Here is a 23,359-nt window from a genome sequence, read left to right as displayed (position 1 = left end):
GGCAGAATCGAAGGATGAAACTGCCACTGCGCGCACTGCTGTTGTCCCTGCTGCTGGCGCCGGCCATCGTGCAGGCGCAGCAGACCGCCGAACGTTCGGCGACCCATGAGGTGGATACCGGCGATGCCTGGGTCGACAGCCAGCTGGCCGACATCAACCACTACGCCGAGCGTTACCCCGATGCCTTCCTCGACGAGGTATCGCGCTACGCCGGTGTACCGCGCGGTTACATCGCCGCGCTGGCCACCACCCACCGGTGGCAGGCCGGCGACATCTATTTCGCCTGTTTCTGGGCCAAGGCCAGTGGCCAGACCTGCCGCGACAGCGTGCGTGCCTTCAGCCAGGATCCCGACGGCGGCTGGGCCGAGGTGGTGAAGCGGATGCCGGCCAAGCCCCAGAACCTGCACTACCGCGCCGTACGCCACGCCATCGTGGCCAGCTACGAGCACTGGGATCGGCCGATCACCCTCGATGCCACGCTGAAGCGCCAGCTCAAACGGTAGTGCCGGCCGCTGGCCGGCAACTGCATGCCCCCGCCGCACGGAGGTTGCCGGCCAGCGGCCGGCACTACCCATCGCAGGTCATGTTGCTCTGCGTATCGCCGCCGCCGCGCGCTCCGGCGACAATACGGGTCCGAGCTGTTCCCCGTTCCCGTAATCGAGTGACTGATGAGCGCCTCTTTCGTTTCGCCTGATGTGATCCGCCGCCTGTTCGCCCAAGCCATGTCCCGCATGTACCGCACCGAAGTGCCGTTGTACGGCACGCTGGTGGAACTGGTGGAGCGGATCAACACGCAGGTCCTGGCGCAGGACCCGGCGCTGGCCGCGCAGCTGCTGCGCAACGACGAGCGTGCCCGCCTGGATGAAGAACGCCATGGCGCGATCCGCGTCGGCACCCCGCAGGAACTGGCGACCCTGCGCCGCCTGTTCGCGGTGATGGGCATGTACCCGGTGGGCTACTACGATCTGTCGGTGGCCGGCGTGCCGGTGCATTCCACCGCCTTCCGCCCGCTGACCGCCGCCGCGCTGGCACTGAACCCGTTCCGCGTGTTCACCTCGCTGCTGCGCCTGGAGCTGATCGAAGACGAGGCGCTACGCGCACAGTCGGCCGAGATCCTCGCCCGCCGCCGCATCTTCACCGACGACGCACTGGCGCTGATCGACCAGGCCGAGCGTGACGGTGGCCTGACCCAGGCCGATGCCGAGCGCTTCGTTGAACAGGCGCTGGAGACCTTCCGCTGGCATGGCGACGCCACCGTCGACCTGCCGACCTACCATGCCCTGCACAAGGCGCACCGGCTGGTGGCCGACGTGGTCAGCTTCCGTGGCCCGCACATCAACCACCTGACCCCGCGCACGCTGGACATCGACGCTGCGCAGGCGGCGATGATCGAGCACGGCATGGCCGCCAAGGCGGTGATCGAGGGCCCGCCGCGCCGCGCCTGCCCGATCCTGCTGCGGCAGACCAGCTTCAAGGCGCTGGAAGAGGCGGTGCACTTCCCGGGCAACGAAGGCGGCGACGCCGGTACCCATACCGCGCGCTTCGGCGAGATCGAACAGCGTGGCCTGGCGCTGACTGCGAAAGGCCGCGCGCTGTACGACCAGCTGCTGACGCAGGCGCGCGATGCCGACGGCGCGGGCAGCACCGGTGGCGACTATGGGCAGCGCCTGCAGGCGGTGTTCGCCAGCTTCCCGGATGACCACGACACCCTGCGCCAGGAAGGCCTGGGGTATTACCGCTACCAGCTGACCGACGCTGGCCGCGCCGCGCCGGAGCGCGTGGCCGATCTGCCGGCCGAAGTGCTGGTTGCAGCGGGCCTGGCCACGGCCGATCCGATCGTCTACGAGGACTTCCTGCCGGTCAGTGCCGCAGGCATCTTCCAGTCGAACCTGGGCGGAGGTGAGCAGCGCGCGTACGCCGCCCATGCCAATCGCGAGGCCTTCGAACAGGCGCTGGGCGCGGCGGTGAACGATGAGTTCGAGATCTACGAGCGCATCCAGGCCGAATCGCTGGCGAGCCTGCGCACCTGATGTGGCACACCCGCCGGGCATGGCCCGGCGCTACCAAGGTGCGATGCGGGGTAGCGCCGGGCCATGCCCGGCGAACCGGCAATACTCAGGCCTTCATGGTGCCCGTATCCAGCCACCGCTGGTGCCACGACAGCGCCTCCGGCAGCAGGTGCGGGGTGTGCTTGCCGTAGCTCTCGCGGCTGGCGCGGTCGAAGTAGTTCTGCAGCTGCGCGCGGAAATCCGGGTGCGCGCAGTTGTCGATCAGCACCTGCGCGCGCTTGCGCGGGGTCAGGCCACGCAGATCGGCCAGGCCCTGTTCGGTCACGATCACCGACACGTCGTGCTCGGTGTGGTCGACATGGCTGGCCATCGGCACGATCGCCGAAATGGTGCCGTTCTTCGCCGTCGACGGGCTCAGGAACGCAGACAGGAAACCATTGCGCGCGAAGTCGCCCGAACCGCCGATGCCGTTCATGATCCGCGTGCCCATCACGTGCGTCGAATTGACGTTGCCGTAGATGTCCACCTCGATCATGCCGTTCATGCCGATGCAGCCCAGGCGGCGCACCAGTTCCGGATGGTTGGAGATTTCCTGCGTGCGCATGATGATGCGCTCGCGGTAGAAATCGATGTTCTCCTTGAACGTCTCGTTGGCCTGCGGGCTCAGTGCGAAGCCGGTGCACGAGGCATAGCTCAGCACGCCGTCGCGCAGCAGGTCGAGCATGCCGTCCTGGATCACTTCGGTGAACGCGGCCAGGTCGCGGAAACCACTCTTGGCCAGGCCGGCCAGCACTGCATTGGGGATGTTGCCCACGCCCGACTGCAGCGGCAGCAGGTTGGCCGGCAGGCGGCCGCGTTTCACTTCGTGCTGCAGGAACTCGATCAGGTGCGCGGCGATCTGCTCGCTGGTCGCATCGATCGGGCTGAACGGGCTGTTGCGGTCCGGGCCATTGGTGCGCACCACGGCCACGATCTTGTCCGGGTCACAGCGCAGCGCGGTCTCGCCGATGCGGTCGTTGGCATTGACCAGCGGAATCGGCTTGCGGTGCGGCGGCAGCGCGGTGCCGTAGTAGATGTCATGCATGCCATCCACGCCGGCCGGCTGCCACTCGTTGACCTCGATGATCACCTTCTTGGCCAGGTCCAGCCAGGTCTTGTTGTTGCCCAGCGAGGTGGACGGCACCAGCGAGCCATCCTCGCGGATCGCCGAGACCTCGACCACGGCGGTATCGATCTCACCGTAGAAGCCGAACCAGACGTGCTGGGCGACGTGGCTGAGGTGGATGTCGATGTAATCCAGCTTGCCCTCGTTGATGCGGTTGCGCGCATCCGGGTCGCTCTGGAACGGCATGCGCATGGCGATGCCATCGGCCTTGGCCAGCGCGCCATCGAGTTCCGGCGCGGTGGAGGCGCCGGTCATCAGGCTGATCTGGAAGGGCAGGCCCTGGGCATGCACCGATTCGATGCGGCGGGCCAGCTCAACGGGAACGGCCTTGGGGTAACCGGAGCCGGTAAAGCCGCTCATGGCCACGGTTTCACCGGGCTGGATCAGCGCGGCTGCGGCCTCGGCGGAGACCACGCGGTCACGAAGACGCGCGTTGGCGATGCGATCAACAGTCATGACGACAGCGTTTCTGGGGGGAATCCCGATTATCGGCCATCCCCTGCCGTACGGGGGGTTCTACCTTCGTGGAATGGTGTTTCCGGCAAGGCCTCTCCCATACCCGTCAGTTTTGTTTTGCAGTGCAGCGTGCAAAGTACTTTCGTACACCGCACGATGGCCCTGCATCCCGACGTGGGGGAGGGAGCAGAGCCCGCTGGCAGTTCGCTGCAAGCGGGCTTTTTTATTGCCTGTCGCCCAAGATGAATGCGCGGATTCCATTTTCGGTAGTGCCGGCCGCTGGCCGGCAACCCCAGCAACCTCCGGCGATATCGCAGCAAGCGGTCACAGCCCTTCGCCGTTGGCAAAGGGATGCGACCCCGCGAGAATCAGTGCATGACCCTCGCCCCCGCCGAATTGCCCGCCACCCTGCAGCCCCTCGTCCACCGCGCGCTGGCGCGCCTGGCCCAGGCAGTGCCCGATCCCATCCCGGCCGAACTGCAGCCGATGCTGGTGCAGCTGGCCATCAGCAGCGACTTCGCCCTGGACACCCTGGTGCGCCAGCCCGGCCTGCTGGCGCAGCTGGCCGCGCCGGGCTGCCCGCCGCTGCCGGCGCCGGTGCTCGACCCGCTGCAGCCCAGCGACTGGCCGGCACAGCTGCGACGCTGGCGCACGGCGATGTCCACCCGCTTGATCTGGCGCGACCTGGCCGGGCTGGATGACGTGCCGCAGACTCTGGCGGGCGCCACCTCGCTGGCCGAGGACTGCCTGCGCTTGGCGCTGGACGCCCTGCAGCAGGAGTTCGCCCAGCGCCACGGGGTGATCACCGATGACCACGGCCAACCGCAGCAGCTGGTGGTGTTCGGGCTGGGCAAGCTGGGCGGTGGCGAGCTCAACTTCAGTTCCGATGTCGATCTGGTCTACGCCTACGTGCAGGGCGGTGAATCCGACGGTCCGCGCGCGCTGGCGGCCGAAGAGTATTTCGCCCGGCTCGGCCAGCGCCTGGCCAAGCTGCTGGATGAAACCACCGTCGATGGCTTCAGCCATCGCGTCGACCTGCGCCTGCGCCCGTTCGGCAGCGCGGGCCGCGTCGCGCTGTCATTCGCTGCGATGGATCAGTACTTCCAGCGCGAAGGCCGCGACTGGGAGCGCTATGCCTGGTTGAAGGCGCGCGCGGTGGCGGGCGATATCGCCGCTGGCGAGGCCTGGCTGCAGACCCTGCGTCCGTTCGTGTACCGCCGCTACCTCGATTTCACCGCGCTCGACGGCCTGCGCGAGATGAAGGCGGCTATCACTGCAGAAGTCGCCCGGCGCGAGATGCACGACGACATCAAGCGCGGTGCCGGTGGCATCCGCGAGATCGAATTCCTGTGCCAGGCGCTGCAGCTCATTCGCGGTGGCCGTGAGCCGGTGCTGCGTGAGCGGCGGTTGCTGGTCGCGCTGGATGCCTTGGTGGCTGCCGGGCAGATCGCTCGCGATGATGGCGCCGCACTGCGCGAGGCCTATCTGTTCCTGCGCCGGCTGGAAAACCGCCTGCAGATGCTGCGCGATGCGCAGACCCATGTGCTGCCCAGCGATGCGCTGGATCGCGAGCGGATTGCCGTCGGCCTGGGCTATGCCGATTGGGATGCGCTGCGCGACGCACTGCGTGTGCAGCAGCAGCGCGTCAGTACCGAGTTCGGTGCGCTGCTGGCACCACGCAAGGGCCAGGCAGCGCCGGATGCGCTGGCCAACTACTGGCGCAGCCTGCCCGAAGGCAGCAACGCGCCGCTGCTGGCCGAGGCCGGTTTCCTCGATGCCAATGGCGCCGATCAGTCACTGCGCGATTTCGCCCAGGGTACGGGCGTGAAGTCGCTGTCCGATGCGGCGCGTGCGCGACTGGACCGCGTACTGCCGGCACTGCTGCACGCGGCCACCCGTTCACCGCAGCCCGATGCCGCACTCAAGCGCGTGCTCGGCCTGCTGCAGGCGGTGCTGCGCCGCACCAGCTACCTGGCGCTGCTGGACGAACAGCCCAGCGCACTCGCGCGACTGGTCGACGTGCTGGCACGCAGCGCGCTGCTGGCCGAGCGCCTGGCCGCGTATCCGCTGCTGCTGGACGAACTGCTGGACGTACGCGTGTCCGGGCCGATGCCCGACGCCGCCGGCATGCTGGCCGAATGCCGGCAGGTGCTGCCGGTGGAAGATCCCGAATCGCAGCTGCGCTGGCTCAACGAAACTCGCCTGGCGTTGAGCTTCCGCATGGCCATGGCCACGCTGGATGGCCGCCAGGGCGCGGTCGACAGCACCCGGCAACTGGCCGAACTGGCGCAGGCGGTGGTCATCACGGTGTTGGCGATGGCCGAGGCCGATATGCACGCCGCGCACGGCGCTATCGCCGGCGGCCGCTTCGCGATTATCGGTTACGGCAGCCTGGGCGGCTTGGAGCTGGGTTTCGGCTCGGATCTGGACCTGGTGTTCCTGCACGATCACCCGCCGGGTGTGGAAGCCAGTGACGGCGCGCGCCCGCTGGAGCCGGGCCGCTGGTATGCGCGCCTGGCCCAGAAGGTGATGGCGCTGCTGGCTGCAGTCACCGCCGCCGGCCGCCTGTACGACATCGACGTGCGCCTGCGTCCGGATGGTGGCAAGGGCTCGCTGGTGTCTTCGCTGGCCAGCTACACCGAGTACCAGCGCGATCGCGCATGGACCTGGGAGCACCAGGCGCTGGTGCGCGCACGCGGCGTAGCCGGCGATGCCAGCCTGCTGCAGGATTTCGAACAGGTACGTGCGCAGACCCTGGGTCGCGAACGTGATCGCGCAACGCTGTATGCCGATGTGGTGAAGATGCGCGGGCGCATGCGCACCGAACTGGACCGCAGCGATGCCGCGCGACTCGACCTGAAGCAGGGCGCGGGTGGCGTGGTCGACCTGGAATTCCTGCTGCAGACCGGCGTGCTGGCATGCAGTGCGCAAACCCCGGCATTGCTGCAGCCGCGTGCCACGCCTGCATTGATCGACGCGCTGGCGGCGGCGGAGTTCCTGCCCGAAGCCACCGCACAGGCGCTGCATCGCGCGCATGCCACGCTGCTGGAGGTCGGGCTGGCCTGCACGCTGGATCGCCGGCCGCGCTTGGCACCGACCACGCCGGCCATCGAAGAGGCGTGTGCGGCGATCCGCGCCGCGTGCATCGCCGCGGAGCTGCCGTTCGCCTGACCGCCTGCAATGGCGGTAGCAGCTTTGGGTAGGTGCCGACCTCTGGCACCCACCGGGTCAATGGCTCGGCGATGGCTTTTCATTGGTAGGTGCCGACCGTTGGTCGGCACAATCTCTCAGCTGCGATGAACACTGAAGAAGCGTGCCGACCAACGGTCGGCACCCACCGGGTTCAGGGAGTGCGCCAACCAAGGTTGGCAGCTACCGGATCAATGGTCTGGCGATGGCTTTTCATTGGTAGGTGCCGACCGTTGGTCGGCACCCACCGGGTTCAGGGAGTGTGCCAACCAAGGTTGGCAGCTACCGGGTTCAGAGAGTGCGCCGACCAACGGTCGGCACCCACCGGGTTCAAGGAGTGTGCCAACCAAGGTTGGCACCCACCGGTGAGGTGGTCAGCCCGCTGTACGCAGCGGCGCCATCTTCCACAGCAGCGCGCGGAACGGGGCCAGCAGGCACACGCCGATCGCCAGCTTCACCGCCAGGTCGCCCGCCGCCCAGCTCACCCACGGCAGGGTGGAACCGGCGAAGGCGATCGACCAGAAGATCGTGGTGTCCACCGTGGCGCTGCAGGTGGTGGCCACCATCGGTGCGCGCCACCAGCTGCCGCGGCGCAGGCGATCGAATACGGTGATGTCCAGCAACTGGGCCACGATGAAGGCCGAGCACGAGGCGATTGCAATGCGCGGCGTCGCCACCCACACCGACAGCAGCACCGCCACCGCAAACCCGATCCACGCCACGCGGCGGGCCGGGCCCGGGCCGAAGCGGCGGTTGATCAGGTTGCTGACCAGAAAGGCCACCGGGTAGCTGAAAGCACCCCAGGTCAGCCAGTCATTGATCGGGTACTGCACCAGCACGTTGGACAGCAGCACCACCGCGCCCATGGCCAGCACCGCCAGCACCAGGGCGCGGGCGGTCAACGGGGCAAAAACAGGCGCAGGACGCACGGACATGGCGAGCCAGGGGACAAAGGGGATCGCCCATTATCCGCCCGGCCCGCCGCAAAGCCAAAAACGGCCGTTCAGTTTTACAGCTGCTCGCTCAGCGCGTCGCCGGCGGCGTAGGCGGTCGGCACATAGGCCAGGGCCTTGCCGTCACTGTTCTTCACTGTCCAGCCGGCACCGGCATCGGTCGGGTCGAAGCGCACCTGCTGGCCCACTACGAAACCGGCCACCGGGTCTTCGCCCTCGATCGCCGGCCACTGCAGGGTGGCGGTCTGGTCGGCCTTGTCCGGCACCTGCAGCTGCACCTGGCGCTCGCCAGCGGCGGTGGTCGCCACCTGCTTCACTTCCATCGGCGGCAGCGGTACTGCCGGAGTGCGCTCGGCCACCCGGCCATTGCGCTCGCTGGCCTTGAACGGCGCCTTGGACAGCGCGGCCAGGCCCATCGAGGTGGCCAGCGGAACCGATACCACGATCAGCGAAGTGACCAGCACGCTGGCCTGGCCGCTGTTGATGTGCGGGGCGGCGCCAGCGTGCACGGTCGGCACCGTCAGGGCCGAGAGCAGCAGGGCGGCGGCGGGGGCGCGCAGGGAACGAAGCATGGTGACCTCCTGGTCAGGATGAAGGCAGCGGCTCAGCGCTGCGTATCGAAAATGTCGCGTGGGCCGGTGGCCTCGGGCAGGTATTCCAGTGGGCGGCCCTGGTTGTCGCTCACCCGCCAGCCGTTGCCCGATTCAGCAGGCTCGAAATTCACGGTCTGGCCCACGTTGAACTGCACGGCCGGGTCACCGGGGCGCTTGGGCCATTGCATGGACGCGGTGTTCTGCGGGTTGGCCGGGTCCTGCAGCAGCACCTCACGGCGACCATCGACGGTGGTGGAGATGGCGCTGACCTGCATCTGCGGCAGCGTCACCCGCGGGCCTTGGCCCGGAGGCATGCCGGCGACGGCGTTTTCCTTGGCGGCCATGGCGCGCGCCCGTTCCACCATCGGCGCGGACATCTCCAGGCTCGGCCCCTCGGGCACGCTGTTCTGGATGATCACGATGCGGCGCTCGGCATGTGCCGGCGCTGCAGACAACAGGCTGCCGCACAGAAGCACGGCCAACGCGGAAAACTGCAGGTTGCGCATCATCTTCTCCTTGCCAGGTCAGGGCGCAGCGGCGGCAGTGCCGGCCGTCGCATGCGCAATGGTCAGTTCCTGCTGCAGCTGGCTGCGCTGGTGCAGGAAGTCGAATACCGATTCCACCGTCACCACCGAGTAGTTGCCGGAAATGCGTTCGCTGGCCGGATGGTCGGTGGTGGTGGCGTTGGCCACGAACAAGCGCGCACCCACGCGCTTGCCCAGGCCGATATGCAGCACGCTGGGCTGGTACTTCTGCGCGCGCAGCCATTGCTGCGCCTGCTCGCGCTTGACGATGACCGGGCCACCTTCGGCCTGCGCCATCGCTGCGGCCAGCACTTCCAGGATCCACTGGTTGGAATTCTGGAAGTCGGTAGCGAACGGATAGGCCACCACGTTGTAGTTCGATTCGTGCAGCGCCTTGGGCTGGATCGCCGGCGCTGCCAGCATCCGCTTCAGTGCAGCCTGCAACGCCGGGGGCGGCACGCCGATGCGCAGATCGGTATGGGTGCCGCTTTCACCGACGAAATTGCCCAGGCCCTCGCGGTACAGCTGCGAGCTGTCGGTCTTGCAGCGGTTGAGCAGGTGCATCGCACGCCAGCGGCCGTCGTCCTCGCGCAGCAGGAAGGCCAGGTGGCTGTGGCGCAGGCCGTAGCGGCTCAGGTCCTGGCCGCCACGCGCGGCGATCACCACGTCCACGTCGGGCAGCGCATCCAGGCGCTCGGCCGCGGTCCAAGCCACATCGAACATCGCCGCCTGCGCGGCCACGCTGGGGTAGCGCTCGCGGCAGGTGCCGCTGTCGGCCCATGCCGGCACGGTGGCCAGCAGGCCCATCGACAGCAGCAGGGCGCAGCGCAGGCGATGCAGACGTTCCATGTAAACCGCTCCAGACGCGGGCAGGCCCGCGCGCCGATCATACCCGCATCGCTGGAATCAGCGCTCCACGCCCTTGCGCCGCAGTTCCTTGTCGCAGGCATCGCTGATTGGCGCGATCGGCAGCGGCGGGCGCTCGTTGCGCGGATTGCGCAGGGCCGGCTGCTCGCGGTAGGCATCCAGTTGCTGCTGGCAGGCGTGCGAGAGCGGGTCCAGTTCGGTAGGGGTGGTGGAGCAGGCGGCCAGCAGGGCCAGCGGCAGCAGAAGCAGGGTACGCATGGGGGACGTCCAGTCCGAGGGGGAGGCTGGACTCTAACCGCGCTGCGGGATCGAAATGTTCAAAAAACGCTGGAGGGGGTCGTGCCGGCCGTTGCCCGGCAACCCCATGATCTTCGGCCACGTGCACCTGGTTGCCGGCCAGCGGCCGGCACTACGGTGATGCCAGGCGCGCTTTGACCTCGGCGGCAATCCGCGTGGTTTCGCGCAGCGGTTCGATGCGGTCGTACTGCCAGTCCAGCCAACGCGGCTGCAGGCGCCCGCGTTCGCGCAGCTGCTGCTGGAAGCGCGCCAACCGTCCCTGTGCGGTATCGGCCAGGGCCACCATCACCGGCATGCGGGTGGCGCTGGCCTCGGACAACAGGTTCACCGAATCGGGCGACACCACCACGCGGTTGGCCCAGCCGAGCAGGCCGGCATACGGGTTCACGCCATCGCCGCCATCGCCCCAGATCACATGCGGCAGATCGGCGAACTTCGCGCGCAGGATCTCGGCCAGGGCTGGCGGCGTGCGCCGCGACGTCGTCGCCAGCAGGCTGCCGCCCTCGCTGCGGATCTGCTCGGCCAGCGCCTGGAATACATGCACCATCGCGGTTTCGTCCCACGGCGCCAGCGGCGTCGGGCCGCCCACCAGCAGCGCAGTGCGCGGGCCGGGCAGGGTGCTGAAGCTGGCGAACGCCGCGCGACCCCAGGCCAGCCAGTCATCGTCCACCGGGTTCAGGCTGCCGATCAGGGTCAGCACGTTGCTGCCGCGCAGCGCGTCATGTTCGGGCACCACCACCACGTCCCAGTGACGCGAGCCGATGCGCGGGTCGAGGATCTGCACCACCTGGCTGCCGCGCGCACGCAGTACGCGCAGCGCGCCGGCAGCCTGGCGGCCACAGCCGATCGCCAGCGCGGGCGCATCGGCGGCGAGGGTTGCCAGGGCTTGGCCGTAGCCGTGTACATCACCGGGCAAGCGCCGCGGTGCCAGCCAGCGCCATGGCGCCCGGGGCTGCAGGATCAGGGGGCGGTGGGTGCCCTGGCGCAGCGCCGAGGCCAGCGCGACCGCCTGCCGGACATTGCCGGCACGGCCGTCGGTGACCGTCCAAGGCGCGCTCGATCGTTTCACCATTGGCATTAATTCGTTTCAGCCCTGCTGGGTGTTGCAACAGTCGCGACACTCTACACTGCGGATCGACGTTTCGCCCCGCGCCGCCCGCGGGCACAGACCTTAGCCGCCCTGGAGATCCACCGATGTCCCACGCGCTCGACGCTGCTGCACTGGACCAGTTGTTCCGCACTGCCCGTACCCAGAACGCCTTCCTCGACAAGCCGGTCGAAGACGCCCAGCTGCACGCCCTGTACGACCTGCTGAAGTGGGGCCCGACCGCCGCCAACGGCAGCCCGGCGCGCTTCGTGTTCGTGAAGTCGGCCGAAGCCAAGGCCAAGCTGGCCCCGGCCCTGTCCGAAGGCAACCACAACAAGACCCTGGCTGCCCCGGTCACCGTCATCGTGGCCTTCGACCAGGACTTCCACGAGAAGCTGCCGTACCTGTTCCCGCACACCGACGCCAAGGCCTGGTTCGACGGCCCGCGCGAAGGCCGCCATGAAGGCGCGTTCCGCAACGGCAGCCTGCAGGGCGCTTACCTGATCCTGGCCGCACGCGCGCTGGGCCTGGATGCCGGCCCGATGTCCGGCTTCGACAACGCCAAGGTCGATGAAGCCTTCTTCGCCGGCACCAGCATCAAGTCGAATTTCCTGGTCAACCTGGGGTACGGTGACGATTCGGGCCTGTTCCCCCGTCTGCCGCGCCTGTCCTTCGACGAAGCGGCGCGCATCGCGTAAGTCGCTGTATCGGTTTCGGGCCCGCCCGCCGTGGTGGGCCATTGCTGCACTGTGTTCCCACCCTACGATCCGGAGAGTTCCTGAGATGAGCGCCACCCGTAAACTGCTGCTGCCGCTGGCCCTGACCCTGGCCATCGCCGCCTGCTCCAAGCCGGCCGACACCGCCGCCCCGGCGGCCGATGCTGCTGCCCCGGCCGCCACCGAACAGGCTGCCACCACCCCGGCCGCCGATGCCGCTGCTGCCGCCCCGGCCGCTGCCGCCATCACCATCGCCTCGGGCACCTACAAGCTCGACCCGACCCACACCGACGTGCTGGCGCAGTGGAGCCACTTCGGCTTCTCCAACCCGAGCGCGCACTTCGGCAACGCCGAAGGCACCCTGGTGTACGACGCCACCGACGTCACCAAGTCCACCGTGGAAGTGAAGCTGCCGCTGAGCGGCCTGAACAGCTTCACCGCCAAGTTCGACGAGCACCTGAAGAGCGCCGATTTCTTCGACGCTGCCAAGTTCCCGGCTGCCAGCTTCAAGAGCACCAAGGTTGAATCGGCCGGCACCAACAAGCTGACCGTCACCGGCGACCTGACCATCAAGGACATCACCAAGCCGGTGACCCTGGACGTCACCGTCAACGGCGGCGGCGAGCACCCGATGGCCAAGGTTCCGGCCGCTGGCTTCGATGCCACCACCACGATCAAGCGCAGCGATTTCGGCGTCGGCGCCTACGCCCCGAACGTCAGCGATGAAGTGAAGATCCGCATCACCACCGAAGCCACCGGCGAGAAGCCGGCGGCTTGATCCCTCCCGCTCACTCGTCGTGAGAAGGCAGAAGGCCCGCTGAAAGGCGGGCCTTCTTTTTTGGCGATGTCCTGGACGGGTCGCTCGATTGCCTGATTGGCCGATTGTCGAATCATCCGGTCGCCCGATCGTCTGGTAGTGCCGGCCGCTGGCCGGCAACTGCACGCATCCAACTACACCGAGGTTGCCGGCCAGCGGCCGGCACTACCCGGTAGGTGCCAACCTCGGTTGGCGCACGAGCACTCCGCAGGCCAACCAAGGTTGGCCACTACCGGGTACGGGCGCTCAGCGCAGCGTACCCAGCCACGCCGCCGACGCTTCGCTCGGGCTCTGCTTGGCCTTCACCACCAACCCGCTCGCACGCACGAACGTCTGCGCCGCCTGCGCTACCACCTGGCGGGCGATCAGCGCGGCCTGCTTGGTCGTTGCCTGCTGCTTGCGCAACTGCACAATATGCACCGACGGGCGACCGACCGGCGCGTACTTCTGGTCGCGGCGCAGGATGTCGGCCACCTGTGCCACTTCGTGCTCGGCCTGCAGATAGCGGTGCTGTGCCTCGACCAGCTCACGCAGCGGTGCGCGCGCCGCAGCCGGGTCGGCAAAGGCGGACAGCGCTGCATCGCAGGCGGCATCATCAGTGAAGCGGGTACGCAGCGTGTCCACGCTGGCCAGGGTCAGTTTGGCCATGTGGGCCTCGTTGCTGCAGGAAAGGAGTGCGATTGTCGCATTGCTTGCCGGGTCGTGCCGGCCGCTGGCGGGCGACTGCGTGGGGCGTGCGGACCAACGGTCTGCACCCACCAGCTGACCGACGGTCCGCACCCAGCGGCTGGCCGACGGTCTGCACCCGCCGGCTGTCCAACAGTCTGCATCTGCCGGCGGCAGAGAGCAGCCGAGCATCGGGTCGCGGTTACCATGGCGGCCGCACTGAACCACGGAAGGCAACACCATGCAGGAAGCGCAGTACTGGCTTGGCGAATTCTGGACCGGCCTGAGCGTGCTCGATCTGATCGGCGGCAGCGTGCTGGGCACGCTGTTGGGGCTGGTGCTGGGCATCTTCGCCTGGCGCGGGCTGCATCGACGCGGTTGGCTGCGGCGGCAGCGGCGTTGGCACCACGGGCTGCTGGCCTCGTATGTGGTGCTGCTGCCGTTGCTTGTCGCGTTCTTCGGCCTGCAACTGGGCTTCACCGCCGGCGCGCATCGCGCGCTGTTCAAGCAGCTCGACCACTTCCAGCCGCACCTGCAGACGATGGTGGAAGGGTGGAGCAGTGGCTTCACCGCCTCGCTGGAAGACGAACGCATGCGTGCCGCGCTGCAGAGCCAGGGCACGGTGGGTGACGTTGCCGATTCGCTTGCCGCGATCTACCTGCGCGAGCATCCACTGCCAAGCCTGGAGCGGCTCGGTGACGGGCCGATGGCGCGCGGCGTGGGTTGGGTGATCGGCAAGGTGCGCGCCGGGTTGCTGCGCGCGATGGTGGAAGACACGCTGATCGACAAGGCCGGCACTGTTGGCCTGGAGCCGAAGATGGTGCGTGAGGCGCTGACCATGCGCATGGATGAGCTGCTGCATACGCGCGGCGTGCTGCGCCTGGTGAAGGCGCAGATCAACGGCATGATGCCGGGTGTGTACCTGGGGTTGCTGCTGCCGCTGGCGATCATCGCGCTGCTGCTGGCGCTGGAGATCTGGGCCGCGCATCGGTTCGGCTGGAAGGGTGGGGCTGCGCCCCGGTTGGTAGTGCCGGCCGCTGGCCGGCAATTGCAGGATGCTGCCGAAGGTTCATGAGGTTGCCGGCCAGCGGCCGGCACTACCCGTAGAAGAGCGTGCGGACCAACGGTCCGCACCTACCGTTTTGCGGTCAATCGCCGTCCTGTTCGTCCGGGTGCGCCTTCCAGTAACCGGTCGAGCGGATCCAGTCGCGCGGCACGCCCAGGTGGCCTTCGATGAACTTGCGCATCATCCGCGCGCGGCGCGATTCGGTGGCGATCCAGTAGAACGTATCGCCATCGGGCACCTCGAAGTCGGTCAGCATGTCTTCCAGCAGCGTGCTGCTGGCGGCCGGGAGCCCGTTGCGTTCCAGCCAGTGGATACGCACGTTCTCGTACTGCGGCAGGTCCTGGCGCTCGTCCTCGTCGGCCACCTCGATGTAGGCCTGCACCTGCGCACCTTCGGGCAGCACGTCCAGCCAGCGGGCGATGGCCGGCAGCGCGGTCTCATCGCCAATCAGCACGTAGGCGTCATAGCTGTCGGCCACCACGAACGAGCCGCGTGGGCCGCCGATCACCAGCATGTCGCCGGCCTGTGCGCGCTCGGCCCACGGCCCGGCAACGCCTTGGTCGTGCAGCACGAAGTCGATGGCCAGCTCACCGGTTTCGTGGTCCCACCAGCGCGGGGTGTAGTCGCGTGCCGGCGAAGGCTGCTTGCCCTCGGGGTAGCTGCGGCCCTCGGCAGTCAGCACCGGCAGCACCATCTCGCCGCTGACGTTGGGGAAGAACAGCTTGATGTGGTCGTCGGCGCCGGGCGAATCGAAGCCGGCCAGGTCGTCGCCGCCCAGCACGATGCGGCGCATGTGCGGGGTGACAGTCTCGGTGCGCAGCACCGTCAGTTCACGGAAGCGCACATCCAGGCGCAGGCGCGAGTTGTGATGTTCGGTCATGGGGGTACCTGTTGGAAGGTCGCGCGGGGGCGCGCGGCATGGGGGAGACCTGGCTGGAATCAGTCTGGCTGGGTCGTTGAAAAGGGAGAAGGCGCGTTGTCGCCCTGGCCGTTGATCAGCGCCGAGGCACGCGACAGCAGGGCCGCCACCTGCTCGGCTTCACCGTCGGCCCAGCGCCCGTGGTGGTGCACCAGCGCCCGCTTGAACTCGCGCAGCGCAGCGGCCAGCGGCGCCGGCAGCGAGGCCTTGGTGATCTCGCGGGCGCGGTCGAATGCGCGCCGCTGCGCCAATCGCACCTGGCTGCGCTGCACCTTCAGCTCGAACTCGCCGGCGGCAGTGATGCGGAACACACGGCGGCCGTCCACCTCTTCCGACGCCACCCAGCCGGCCTGCTCGAAGCTGGCCAACAGCGGGTACATGGTGCCGGCGCTGGGGGTATAGGCCTGCATGAACATGGTGCTGATGTGCTGCATCAGCTCGTAGCCGTGGCGCGGCTGTTCGCCGATCAGCGCCAGCACCAACAGGCGCAGGTCGCCGCGGCTGAGCACGCGTGGCTGGCCGTTGCGGCGGGGTACCGCGCCATCGTCGGTGCGGCTGCGGGGTGAGGGGGATCGGCCCATTTCGATATATCGGTAACGTGTATTGCAAACGATATATCGATAGGCCAAGCGCGGCAAGCAGGATTCCGGCCACAACACTTGCCGGATCGGGCCACGCAGCCAGGTGGCGCAAGGGATGCAGGGGAAAGATGCGCGCAGCGCAAGCCACCGTTGCGCGGCCTGACATCCGTATCGGGCCACGCAACGGCACTGCGGGTTTCCGCCCCGGGCAGGGGCGCAGCAGACGAGCGGCGAACCGCGGGAAGGGGCCTGCTCGCGGCCAACCGTGCGCAGCTGCCTCGTCCGCGTCGAGAGGCGCGCGCGACACGTTGTCGCGGGTTCAGCGGCGCCCCGTCAGACAACGCCGACATGGCGCCCGCCTTGCCCCACAACGGTCATCCATGGCGGTAACACTGCGTCCTGCGCATGGGCGCAGCAGGCCGCAAGCGACAGCTGGCGCAGCCCTTGCAGGCAGCCACAGCGGCCTGCCGCAGCGCTTTGTCCCGCCGGTGGACGTCCCGGGACAGGCCTTGCAGACATGGGTGGCCTGCATCCATACGCCAGCGTAGCCAAGTGACGAAAGCCCTTGGTGCGCTACACTTTGCGGTCTAGAAATCTATCAACAGTCGCGCGCGTGCGTGCGGTAATGGGAGCGCTAATGAACTGGTTGAACGAGGTGCTGAACAACGACCCGAATCCTGTGGAAACCCAGGAGTGGATCGAGTCGTTGAAGGCCGTTATTGATGTCGAGGGCCCCGAGCGCGCGCATCAGCTGCTGGAAGGCATGGTGGAACTGACCCGTCGTTCGGGTGCCTATCTGCCGTTCTCTCCCACTACCGAATACGTCAACACCATCGAGCCGCAGCTGGAGGCCAAGAGCCCGGGCAACGCCGAACTGGAATGGCGCATCCGTTCGATCATCCGCTGGAACGCGATGGCCACCGTGGTGCGCGCCAACCGCAAGCCGGGTGACCTGGGCGGCCACATCGCCTCGTTCGCCTCCGGCGCAACGCTGTACGACGTGGGCTTCAACCACTTCTGGCGCGCCCCCAGCGAAAACCATCCAGGCGACCTGCTGTTCATCCAGGGCCACAGCGCCCCGGGCATCTACGCGCGTTCCTTCCTGGAAGGCCGCATCAGCGAAGAGCAGCTGGACAAGTTCCGCATGGAAGTGGACGGCGGCGGCCTGTCGTCGTACCCGCACCCGTGGCTGATGCCGGAGTACTGGCAGACCCCGACCGTGTCGATGGGCCTGGGCCCGCTGGCCGCCATCTACCAGGCGCAGTTCATGCGCTACCTGGAAAACCGTGGCCTGATCGAGAAGTCCGACCGCAAGGTGTGGTGCTTCATCGGCGACGGCGAGAGCGACGAGCCGGAAACCCTGGGTGCCATCGCGCTGGCCGGCCGTGAAGGCCTGGACAACCTGATCTTCGTGGTGAACTGCAACCTGCAGCGCCTGGACGGCCCGGTGCGCGGCAACGGCAAGATCATCCAGGAACTGGAAGGCGTGTTCCGTGGCGGCGGCTGGAATGTCATCAAGCTGCTGTGGGGTGGCTACTGGGATGCCCTGCTGGCCAAGGACACCAACGGCGTCCTGAAGAAGCTGATGATGGAAACCGTCGACGGCGAATACCAGAACTGCAAGGCCTTCGGCGGCGCGTATACCCGCGAGCATTTCTTCGGCAAGTACCCGGAAACCGCTGCGATGGTGGCCGGTCTTTCCGACGACGACATCTGGCGCCTGAACCGTGGTGGCCACGACCCGCACAAGGTGTACGCCGCCTATCACCAGGCCGTGAACACCAAGGGCATGCCGACCGTGATCCTGGCCAAGACCGTGAAGGGTTACGGCATGGGCAGCGCCGGTGAAGCACTGAACCCGACCCACCAGACCAAGAAGCTGGACGACGAAGCGGTGCGCCACTTCCGCGACCGCTTCAACATTCCGGTGACCGACGCGCAGCTGGCCGACGGCCAGGTGCCGTTCTACCACCCGGGCCCGGATTCGCCGGAAGTGCAGTACCTGCAGGAACGCCGTGCGTCGCTGGGTGGTTACCTGCCGCAGCGCCGCCGCAAGGCCGAAAAGAGCTTCAACGCGCCGAAGCTGGAAAGCTACGAGCGCCTGCTCAAGAGCAGCGGCGAGCGCAGCTACTCCACCACCATGGCCTTCGTGCAGAGCCTGAACATCACCCTGCGCGACAAGGAACTGGGCCCGCATATCGTGCCGATCGTGGCCGACGAAGCCCGTACCTTCGGCATGGAAGGCCTGTTCCGCCAGATCGGCATCTACGCGCCGTTCGGCCAGAAGTACAAGCCGGTCGACGCCGACCAGCTGATGTTCTACCGCGAAGACCAGAGCGGCCAGGTGCTGCAGCAGGGCATCAGCGAGCCGGGTGCGATCAGCTCGTGGATGGCCGCCGGTACCAGCTACTCGGTCAGCAACGTGCCGATGCTGCCGTTCTACATCTACTACTCGATGTTCGGCTTCCAGCGCGTGGGCGACATCGCCTGGCAGGCAGCGGACATGCGTACCCGCGGCTTCCTGCTGGGTGGTACCGCCGGCCGCACCACGCTGAACGGTGAAGGCCTGCAGCACGAAGATGGCTTCAGCCATCTGGTGGCCGGTGGCATTCCGAACGTGCGCAGCTACGACCCGACCTTCGGCTTCGAAGTGACGGTGATCCTGCAGCACGGCACCAAGGCGATGATGGAAGATCAGATTGACGAGTACTACTACGTCACCCTGATGAACGAGAACTACACCCATCCAGAAATGCCGGAAGGTGCGGCCGAAGGCATCGTCAAGGGCATGTACCTGCTGACCGACGCCGGCAAGCCGAAGAAGGGCGAGCTGCGCGTGCAGCTGCTGGGTTCGGGCACCATCCTGCGCGAAGCCATTGCCGCGGCCGAGCTGCTGGACAAGGACTTCGGCGTGACCGCCGACATCTGGAGCTGCCCGAGCTTCAACGAACTGCGTCGCGATGGTTTCGACGTGGAACGTGCCAACCGCCTGCATCCGGAAGGTGAGCAGCGCAAGGCCTACGTGACCGAGCTGCTGGAAGGCCGCCAGGGCCCGGCGATTGCCGCCACCGACTACGTGCGCGCGTATGCGGACCAGATCCGCGCGTTCGTGCCGATGAGCTACACGGTGCTGGGTACCGATGGTTTCGGCCGTTCGGATACGCGTGCGAACCTGCGTAGGTTCTTCGAGGTTGACCGTTACTACATCGCGCATGCCGCGATTGCGGCGCTGGCGAAGGACGGGAAGATGACGGCTAAGGATGTGGCCCGGGCGATCAAGCAGTACAAGATTGATCCGGAGAAGGCTAATCCTGTTGGGGTCTAAGCCCCCATTCCCTGATTCACATATAAAGGCGGCCATATGGCCGCCTTTATTTTGTATTAAGAGTGCTGATACGATCGGGGTTCATGGAAGCGAGCTTGCAGGGGGGCCTGGTGTCAAAAGCATTCTTGTCGCACAGTAGTATGGACAAGGCATTCGTATCGAAGGTGGCGGATAGCCTCGGTAGCGCGTTGTGCCACTACGATGAAAGAACATTTGAGCCCGCAGGAGAGTCGGCGGACGAAATAATTCAGGCGCTACAAAATTCGGATTTGTTTGTTCTGTTTCTTTCCGAAAATTCTCTAAAGAGTAAGTGGGTTCAAACCGAGATTAGGTATGCGAGGCATCTCTATTTCTCTGGAGAGATAAAGAGCGTTGCAATATTTATGATGGGTGATTCGCTGAGGGAACGGCTTGACGTATGGCTTCGCCCTTTCGTTGTTCAGACGCTCATGGTCCCCAAGCTCGTCGGCTTCCGCATTCGGTCTTTGCTATCGACAGCAGATGCCAGCCATGTTTCGAGGTTTATAGGGCGGGATGACGAGGTGGCTAGGATTAAGGACTCACTTCGGGATCTTTCCGCAAGTCGTCCATCGTCAGTATTAGTCTCCGGACCCGCTGGCATTGGTAGAAAGCGACTCCTAACGCGTGTCTACCAAGACCTCTATCCATTTCTACCCACGTCATGGATACAGTTGGAGATCGCCGCTTTTGAAGGCGAAGTCGCCCTGTACGAGCGCCTTGCAGAACACTTTGATGCAGAGTGGGGCTGGGAGGATGCCGCCCAGAAGATCGAGTCTTTCGTTTCTGCGGGTGAGTCCGAGCGATTCTCGAAACTCGTGCATCTTTTGGAATGTGCCGAAAAGAGTAAGCAGGTTGTGGTTCTTCAGTCGTCCGACGACTTGATATCCGCGGATGGACGAGTCGTTCCCTGGTTGTTGTCTCTTGTAAGAGCTGCGAAGACCAGTTACCCCGTCCTGATAATTACAACCGTTAGAAGCCCGAGTCCGAGGGGGCTTCTCGACATTCCGGATATTCCTTACTCCAGAGTTGGAAGTTTGCAGGAAAAAAATGCTCGCCTCCTGCTTTCGCTATTGTGTGAGGATTTTGATGTAAAAATAGATGGCGATTTAACTAACTCCGTAATCTCATTCGTGGGTGGGCATCCTGGGTTAATCGAAATCTCTGCAAAACTAATAAAGGCAACTGGTGCAAGTCGATTCAAAATAGATCTGTCATCAGTTGAGTCCAAGTCCGCTGTTGAAGAGTATGTTGAAAAGGCCATATCAAATGTTGGTCTTGATTCGATTGAGAAGGCAATCCTCCTTTTGCTTGATGAAGTGGGAGGAGCTCCTCGTGAAGATGTACTGTTTGGATTTAGTGTTAATGGAGGAGACGCAGTTGTTGATCAATTGGCGAGACTTCTTGATTTCGGTCTGATTGAAGAGGTTGGGTCTCAGCTTCAAGTGGCTTCGCACTTGAGGCTTGTCATGAGGCGATGGAAAAATCAACGGGATCTTTCAGAAATTCTGGTCCCAGTTAGAAAGAGGTTGATCGAGATAATCGCTCAGGCTGAATCGCTGACGGGTGGATCTTATCTGGCACTCCGAGCCCCGATCGCTGCAGCAATCAGGGAGGATGGCGATTTTAAGAGTATTCTTGTTAGTAGGCCATTGCTCGCGGCTCAACAGCTCCGAGTCGCAAGGAGGCTTTACGACGAACGCAACTTCAACGACGCAGCGACACGTGCGGTAAGTGCGTACGAAAACAAAATTGCGCTAAGTGATGATGGAGTTGTTGAAGTATTGAGGTTAATCGGATTGGTGGGAGTGCGTAGACGTCGCCAGGATCTCCGTGATCAAAGTTTGAGTGAGCTTTCGAAGATTGACGGTGACAAGCCCAAGAAGCTCGCTTCGTTTATTAAGGGGTTTGAGGCGAGATTGTCGGGGGAGTTTAAGGACGCAGAAATCCACCTCAAAGTCGCGATGAAGAGAGGGGGCGGCGGGGATTTCCATGTGCTGAGAGAGTTGGCTGCCGCGCTCCTCGGTCAGGGCCTGGCCTCAGAGGCGGAGATATATGCTCGTCGTGCGCTCAAGATAGCGCCAAGTAACCCCTATGTTCTGGATATTTTGTCAGCTTGCCTAATAGACAGATTTAGGGATAGCCCGTCAGACTATAGTCTCGAAAAGGAGATATCCGACCTGCTGTCAAGGCTTCAGATATCTGATGAAAGAGAACGGCAGTCATTCAGTCCCAAGCGGCAGGTGTCATTCCTTCTCGCACAGAGAAATAGTGCAGAAGCGAAGAAAATTCTAGATCAGTCATTGGGGACCCCATGGTATCGGGTAGTACAGGCTGAGTACTTGCGATCGACGGGTGATGCGCGAGCGGCGATTACTGCTCTAGATAATATAAAGACAAGCAAGAGCGAGGAGCGCGATGAGGCAATTCAGGATGACTGGAATGAAAGGTTGATTCGAGTTCTCGCACTTGCACAGTCTGGTCGTCTGGATGAAGCGGTATCTGAATTCAGGTTTGCTAAAAGGCAATTGGCCGTGAAGCCGGCCGAAGATTTGAAAAGGTCCCTTGTCTTTGAAATTGCGAGGAAGCCAGGAAATAAATCCAAAGAAGTAACTGAATTTATAAATGGTCGTGGATAGCGCTTGCCTTCTTATGGTGTTTGAATTTTGGGCGGGAGCGAGTGTCTTCCGCCCTTCCTTTAGCCCTTTCTGAGTTCGTCTCCGCTGACAAATGCGTGCATAACGGAATTATTTCCCACGCCAGGTGCCATGCACCTGCCTTGCGGCACTGCAGCATGTCCTCCGCTGTGCAGGCAGCTACAACGAAGAATGACAAAAGTTAGCACTTGATGGGCTAGTATCTATGTAGGACAGAGTGCATTTCACGGTGTCGATGGATAACAGCACTACGAAATCCCCATTGTCCCGCAAATTAGTCGGGCTTACGGGACGTCGAGGGACGCCTCATCCCCCTATCAAAGACGACGTCTCGATGAAACTCTATGAAGCTGAGTTGCCTCAGTGAGAAGAGTCCACATCGAAGCGGGCGACTCAAGTTCAGGCCGAATCGAAGTTGTACTTCTGACGGCAGACTGTTCGAAATGAGTAGGCGGCCGTTCGATGAAAAGCTAATCCATCCTCTATCAAACAGCAGGTCCGCATGCGGAGCCAGCAGAAGGCCGTTCTCTCCATCAACGCGCTCGCTGTGAGTACTATCGGCCCATGGCTTGATATGGCTCGCGCGAAGAAATCTCAGGTCCTCAATGCCGGTCAACCGGCAACCCTTCTCAACGCCAATCACGCGCTCACGGAACAGGCGTTGCTTCGTTCGCACTTCAGTTTCGCGTCTTGCGCTGGTCGCGCCGACGTCATCGATAGCAGCATCGATCTCAGCTTGGTCCTTCTCGCTCGCCGCGAGACCCAGTGAAGCTTCCAGTGATCTCAAGCGGAACACGATCGCAGACCTTGGCTGCCCCTCTCGATCTGGCGTACCAGGTTGGACGTAGGAGGACTGACACATGAACCTACCAAGGTAACGGTAGGGCCGCCCCTTGCCCATCATCTGAAACACTACGAGCGTCTTGCCATCCTTGACGTGCTCACCAATCGCTCGGTTGCCCGCCACATACTTCATGTCTCCGACTTGACCCTCGCCGAAGTAATGAAAGAATTCGTCGTCGTCCCAGAAATCATGGTAGCCATGGGACACGCCGGCCTCGCCAGTGAACGCGATGACAAGCGGATGCTCCTTGGGTGTCGAAATGCCGCCTTGCTGTTGCCCGCCGAACACCGCATGGATTTGCTCTTTACGATTGTAGAGCGCGCCCACGTCGAATGGGAGTTCCATTCTAGATCCCTGTTCCAGAAGCTAAGTACCCAGGATTCTAGCCAGAACAAGGTTGGTTGTGACATCGATTGACGCTTTAGACCCACCATCGGATCAAAGGCGACCGACGACGGTAGGGCTTGTCGCGAGTAGGTGCGGCGGCAGGTAATTTCAGCTGGGCTCAACGTCCTATTGCTCACTCCAGAGCGGCCCCATCGGCGCTTCCGATGACGCAGGTCGATTGAGCTCCCATCTCCAGACGGGGTGAACACGAGGAGCTCTGATC

Annotated in this window: 19 protein-coding genes; 8 read left to right on the top strand and 11 right to left on the bottom strand. The window is 64.7% G+C overall.

Annotated elements, in window-relative coordinates:
* Positions 1 to 14 precede the first annotated feature (14 nt).
* Together BW38_RS14370 and BW38_RS14375 are read left to right on the top strand one after the other, a co-directional pair.
* Positions 15 to 503 carry a hypothetical protein gene (locus BW38_RS14370; protein ID WP_032975603.1) on the top strand — a complete coding sequence of 163 codons (489 nt, stop codon included), beginning with the start codon at positions 15 to 17 and terminating at the stop codon, positions 501 to 503.
* A gap of 165 nt (positions 504 to 668) precedes the next feature.
* On the top strand, positions 669 to 2,030 hold the full coding sequence (locus tag BW38_RS14375; protein ID WP_032975602.1) for a VOC family protein: 1,362 nt from the start codon (positions 669 to 671) through the stop codon (positions 2,028 to 2,030).
* Positions 2,031 to 2,115: 85 nt separating this feature from the next.
* Here BW38_RS14375 and BW38_RS14380 read toward each other — a convergent pair whose 3' ends face one another.
* Positions 2,116 to 3,630: an acetyl-CoA hydrolase/transferase family protein gene (locus tag BW38_RS14380; RefSeq protein ID WP_032975601.1), complete on the bottom strand. Its 1,515-nt coding sequence runs from the start codon at positions 3,628 to 3,630 to the stop codon at positions 2,116 to 2,118.
* Positions 3,631 to 4,005: 375 nt separating this feature from the next.
* Here BW38_RS14380 and glnE point away from each other — a divergent pair, with 375 nt between their 5' ends.
* Positions 4,006 to 6,801, top strand: coding sequence for a bifunctional [glutamate--ammonia ligase]-adenylyl-L-tyrosine phosphorylase/[glutamate--ammonia-ligase] adenylyltransferase (gene glnE, locus BW38_RS14385; RefSeq protein ID WP_032975600.1), 2,796 nt, complete (start codon positions 4,006 to 4,008; stop codon positions 6,799 to 6,801).
* 392 nt (positions 6,802 to 7,193) lie between these two features.
* Here glnE and BW38_RS14390 read toward each other — a convergent pair whose 3' ends face one another.
* The 6 genes from BW38_RS14390 to BW38_RS14415 form a co-directional block, all read right to left on the bottom strand.
* A complete protein-coding gene (locus BW38_RS14390) occupies positions 7,194 to 7,754 on the bottom strand; it encodes a queuosine precursor transporter (RefSeq protein WP_025878224.1) in 561 nt (186 codons plus the stop codon).
* A gap of 74 nt (positions 7,755 to 7,828) precedes the next feature.
* On the bottom strand, positions 7,829 to 8,344 hold the full coding sequence (locus tag BW38_RS14395) for a hypothetical protein (protein ID WP_025878222.1): 516 nt from the start codon (positions 8,342 to 8,344) through the stop codon (positions 7,829 to 7,831).
* 32 nt (positions 8,345 to 8,376) lie between these two features.
* Complete coding sequence (locus BW38_RS14400; RefSeq protein WP_032975599.1) at positions 8,377 to 8,871, bottom strand: hypothetical protein; 495 nt, start codon at positions 8,869 to 8,871, stop codon at positions 8,377 to 8,379.
* An 18-nt stretch (positions 8,872 to 8,889) separates the two neighbouring features.
* Positions 8,890 to 9,738: a DUF2145 domain-containing protein gene (locus BW38_RS14405; RefSeq protein WP_032975598.1), complete on the bottom strand. Its 849-nt coding sequence runs from the start codon at positions 9,736 to 9,738 to the stop codon at positions 8,890 to 8,892.
* Between the two features lie 57 nt (positions 9,739 to 9,795).
* Positions 9,796 to 10,014 (bottom strand): hypothetical protein, encoded by a 219-nt coding sequence (locus BW38_RS14410; RefSeq protein WP_032975596.1) that lies wholly within the window; start codon positions 10,012 to 10,014, stop codon positions 9,796 to 9,798.
* A gap of 151 nt (positions 10,015 to 10,165) precedes the next feature.
* Positions 10,166 to 11,125 carry a mitochondrial fission ELM1 family protein gene (locus tag BW38_RS14415; protein WP_032975594.1) on the bottom strand — a complete coding sequence of 320 codons (960 nt, stop codon included), beginning with the start codon at positions 11,123 to 11,125 and terminating at the stop codon, positions 10,166 to 10,168.
* Between the two features lie 122 nt (positions 11,126 to 11,247).
* On the opposite strand from BW38_RS14415, the gene BW38_RS14420 reads away from it, so the two are divergent.
* Together BW38_RS14420 and BW38_RS0120580 are read left to right on the top strand one after the other, a co-directional pair.
* Positions 11,248 to 11,838, top strand: coding sequence for a malonic semialdehyde reductase (locus BW38_RS14420; RefSeq protein WP_025878215.1), 591 nt, complete (start codon positions 11,248 to 11,250; stop codon positions 11,836 to 11,838).
* A gap of 85 nt (positions 11,839 to 11,923) precedes the next feature.
* Positions 11,924 to 12,634, top strand: a complete 711-nt coding sequence (locus BW38_RS0120580) for a YceI family protein (RefSeq protein ID WP_025878214.1) — start codon at positions 11,924 to 11,926, stop codon at positions 12,632 to 12,634.
* 285 nt (positions 12,635 to 12,919) lie between these two features.
* Here BW38_RS0120580 and BW38_RS14425 read toward each other — a convergent pair whose 3' ends face one another.
* On the bottom strand, positions 12,920 to 13,321 hold the full coding sequence (locus tag BW38_RS14425; protein ID WP_032975593.1) for a hypothetical protein: 402 nt from the start codon (positions 13,319 to 13,321) through the stop codon (positions 12,920 to 12,922).
* 259 nt (positions 13,322 to 13,580) lie between these two features.
* Between BW38_RS14425 and BW38_RS14430 the strand changes: the two genes are divergently transcribed.
* Complete coding sequence (locus tag BW38_RS14430; protein WP_032975592.1) at positions 13,581 to 14,414, top strand: hypothetical protein; 834 nt, start codon at positions 13,581 to 13,583, stop codon at positions 14,412 to 14,414.
* A gap of 73 nt (positions 14,415 to 14,487) precedes the next feature.
* Here the strand turns inward: BW38_RS14430 and BW38_RS14435 are convergent, their stop codons facing one another.
* Together BW38_RS14435 and BW38_RS14440 are read right to left on the bottom strand one after the other, a co-directional pair.
* Positions 14,488 to 15,285, bottom strand: coding sequence for a siderophore-interacting protein (locus tag BW38_RS14435; protein ID WP_032975591.1), 798 nt, complete (start codon positions 15,283 to 15,285; stop codon positions 14,488 to 14,490).
* Between the two features lie 59 nt (positions 15,286 to 15,344).
* Positions 15,345 to 15,905, bottom strand: a complete 561-nt coding sequence (locus tag BW38_RS14440; RefSeq protein WP_032975590.1) for a PadR family transcriptional regulator — start codon at positions 15,903 to 15,905, stop codon at positions 15,345 to 15,347.
* Positions 15,906 to 16,542: 637 nt separating this feature from the next.
* Between BW38_RS14440 and aceE the strand changes: the two genes are divergently transcribed.
* The gene (gene aceE / locus BW38_RS14445; protein ID WP_032975588.1) at positions 16,543 to 19,230 is read left to right on the top strand and encodes a pyruvate dehydrogenase (acetyl-transferring), homodimeric type; all 2,688 of its coding nucleotides are present in this window, start codon (positions 16,543 to 16,545) and stop codon (positions 19,228 to 19,230) included.
* A gap of 83 nt (positions 19,231 to 19,313) precedes the next feature.
* Positions 19,314 to 21,887: a toll/interleukin-1 receptor domain-containing protein gene (locus BW38_RS21425; protein ID WP_152543290.1), complete on the top strand. Its 2,574-nt coding sequence runs from the start codon at positions 19,314 to 19,316 to the stop codon at positions 21,885 to 21,887.
* A 292-nt stretch (positions 21,888 to 22,179) separates the two neighbouring features.
* Here the strand turns inward: BW38_RS21425 and BW38_RS21190 are convergent, their stop codons facing one another.
* Complete coding sequence (locus BW38_RS21190; protein ID WP_051584946.1) at positions 22,180 to 23,094, bottom strand: HNH endonuclease signature motif containing protein; 915 nt, start codon at positions 23,092 to 23,094, stop codon at positions 22,180 to 22,182.
* Between the last annotated feature and the right edge of the window lie 265 nt (positions 23,095 to 23,359).

This window comes from Stenotrophomonas sp. RIT309, assembly GCF_000632045.1.
GTDB classification, from domain to species: domain Bacteria; phylum Pseudomonadota; class Gammaproteobacteria; order Xanthomonadales; family Xanthomonadaceae; genus Stenotrophomonas; species Stenotrophomonas indicatrix.
The sequence above is the reverse complement of the archived record's forward strand: the minus strand, read 5'-3'. Positions and strand labels throughout refer to the sequence as shown.

Excerpts from the sequence above, each read along its gene's own strand:
- BW38_RS14370 (WP_032975603.1), top strand. The coding sequence starts at position 15 with ATGAAACTGCCACTGCGCGCACTGCTGTTGTCCCTGCTGCTGGCGCCG.
- BW38_RS14375 (WP_032975602.1), top strand. The coding sequence starts at position 669 with ATGAGCGCCTCTTTCGTTTCGCCTGATGTGATCCGCCGCCTGTTCGCC.
- BW38_RS14380 (WP_032975601.1), bottom strand. The coding sequence starts at position 3,630 with ATGACTGTTGATCGCATCGCCAACGCGCGTCTTCGTGACCGCGTGGTC.
- glnE (WP_032975600.1), top strand. The coding sequence starts at position 4,006 with ATGACCCTCGCCCCCGCCGAATTGCCCGCCACCCTGCAGCCCCTCGTC.
- BW38_RS14390 (WP_025878224.1), bottom strand. The coding sequence starts at position 7,754 with ATGTCCGTGCGTCCTGCGCCTGTTTTTGCCCCGTTGACCGCCCGCGCC.
- BW38_RS14395 (WP_025878222.1), bottom strand. The coding sequence starts at position 8,344 with ATGCTTCGTTCCCTGCGCGCCCCCGCCGCCGCCCTGCTGCTCTCGGCC.
- BW38_RS14400 (WP_032975599.1), bottom strand. The coding sequence starts at position 8,871 with ATGCGCAACCTGCAGTTTTCCGCGTTGGCCGTGCTTCTGTGCGGCAGC.
- BW38_RS14405 (WP_032975598.1), bottom strand. The coding sequence starts at position 9,738 with ATGGAACGTCTGCATCGCCTGCGCTGCGCCCTGCTGCTGTCGATGGGC.
- BW38_RS14410 (WP_032975596.1), bottom strand. The coding sequence starts at position 10,014 with ATGCGTACCCTGCTTCTGCTGCCGCTGGCCCTGCTGGCCGCCTGCTCC.
- BW38_RS14415 (WP_032975594.1), bottom strand. The coding sequence starts at position 11,125 with ATGGTGAAACGATCGAGCGCGCCTTGGACGGTCACCGACGGCCGTGCC.
- BW38_RS14420 (WP_025878215.1), top strand. The coding sequence starts at position 11,248 with ATGTCCCACGCGCTCGACGCTGCTGCACTGGACCAGTTGTTCCGCACT.
- BW38_RS0120580 (WP_025878214.1), top strand. The coding sequence starts at position 11,924 with ATGAGCGCCACCCGTAAACTGCTGCTGCCGCTGGCCCTGACCCTGGCC.
- BW38_RS14425 (WP_032975593.1), bottom strand. The coding sequence starts at position 13,321 with ATGGCCAAACTGACCCTGGCCAGCGTGGACACGCTGCGTACCCGCTTC.
- BW38_RS14430 (WP_032975592.1), top strand. The coding sequence starts at position 13,581 with ATGCAGGAAGCGCAGTACTGGCTTGGCGAATTCTGGACCGGCCTGAGC.
- BW38_RS14435 (WP_032975591.1), bottom strand. The coding sequence starts at position 15,285 with ATGACCGAACATCACAACTCGCGCCTGCGCCTGGATGTGCGCTTCCGT.
- BW38_RS14440 (WP_032975590.1), bottom strand. The coding sequence starts at position 15,905 with ATGGGCCGATCCCCCTCACCCCGCAGCCGCACCGACGATGGCGCGGTA.
- aceE (WP_032975588.1), top strand. The coding sequence starts at position 16,543 with ATGAACTGGTTGAACGAGGTGCTGAACAACGACCCGAATCCTGTGGAA.
- BW38_RS21425 (WP_152543290.1), top strand. The coding sequence starts at position 19,314 with ATGGAAGCGAGCTTGCAGGGGGGCCTGGTGTCAAAAGCATTCTTGTCG.
- BW38_RS21190 (WP_051584946.1), bottom strand. The coding sequence starts at position 23,094 with ATGGAACTCCCATTCGACGTGGGCGCGCTCTACAATCGTAAAGAGCAA.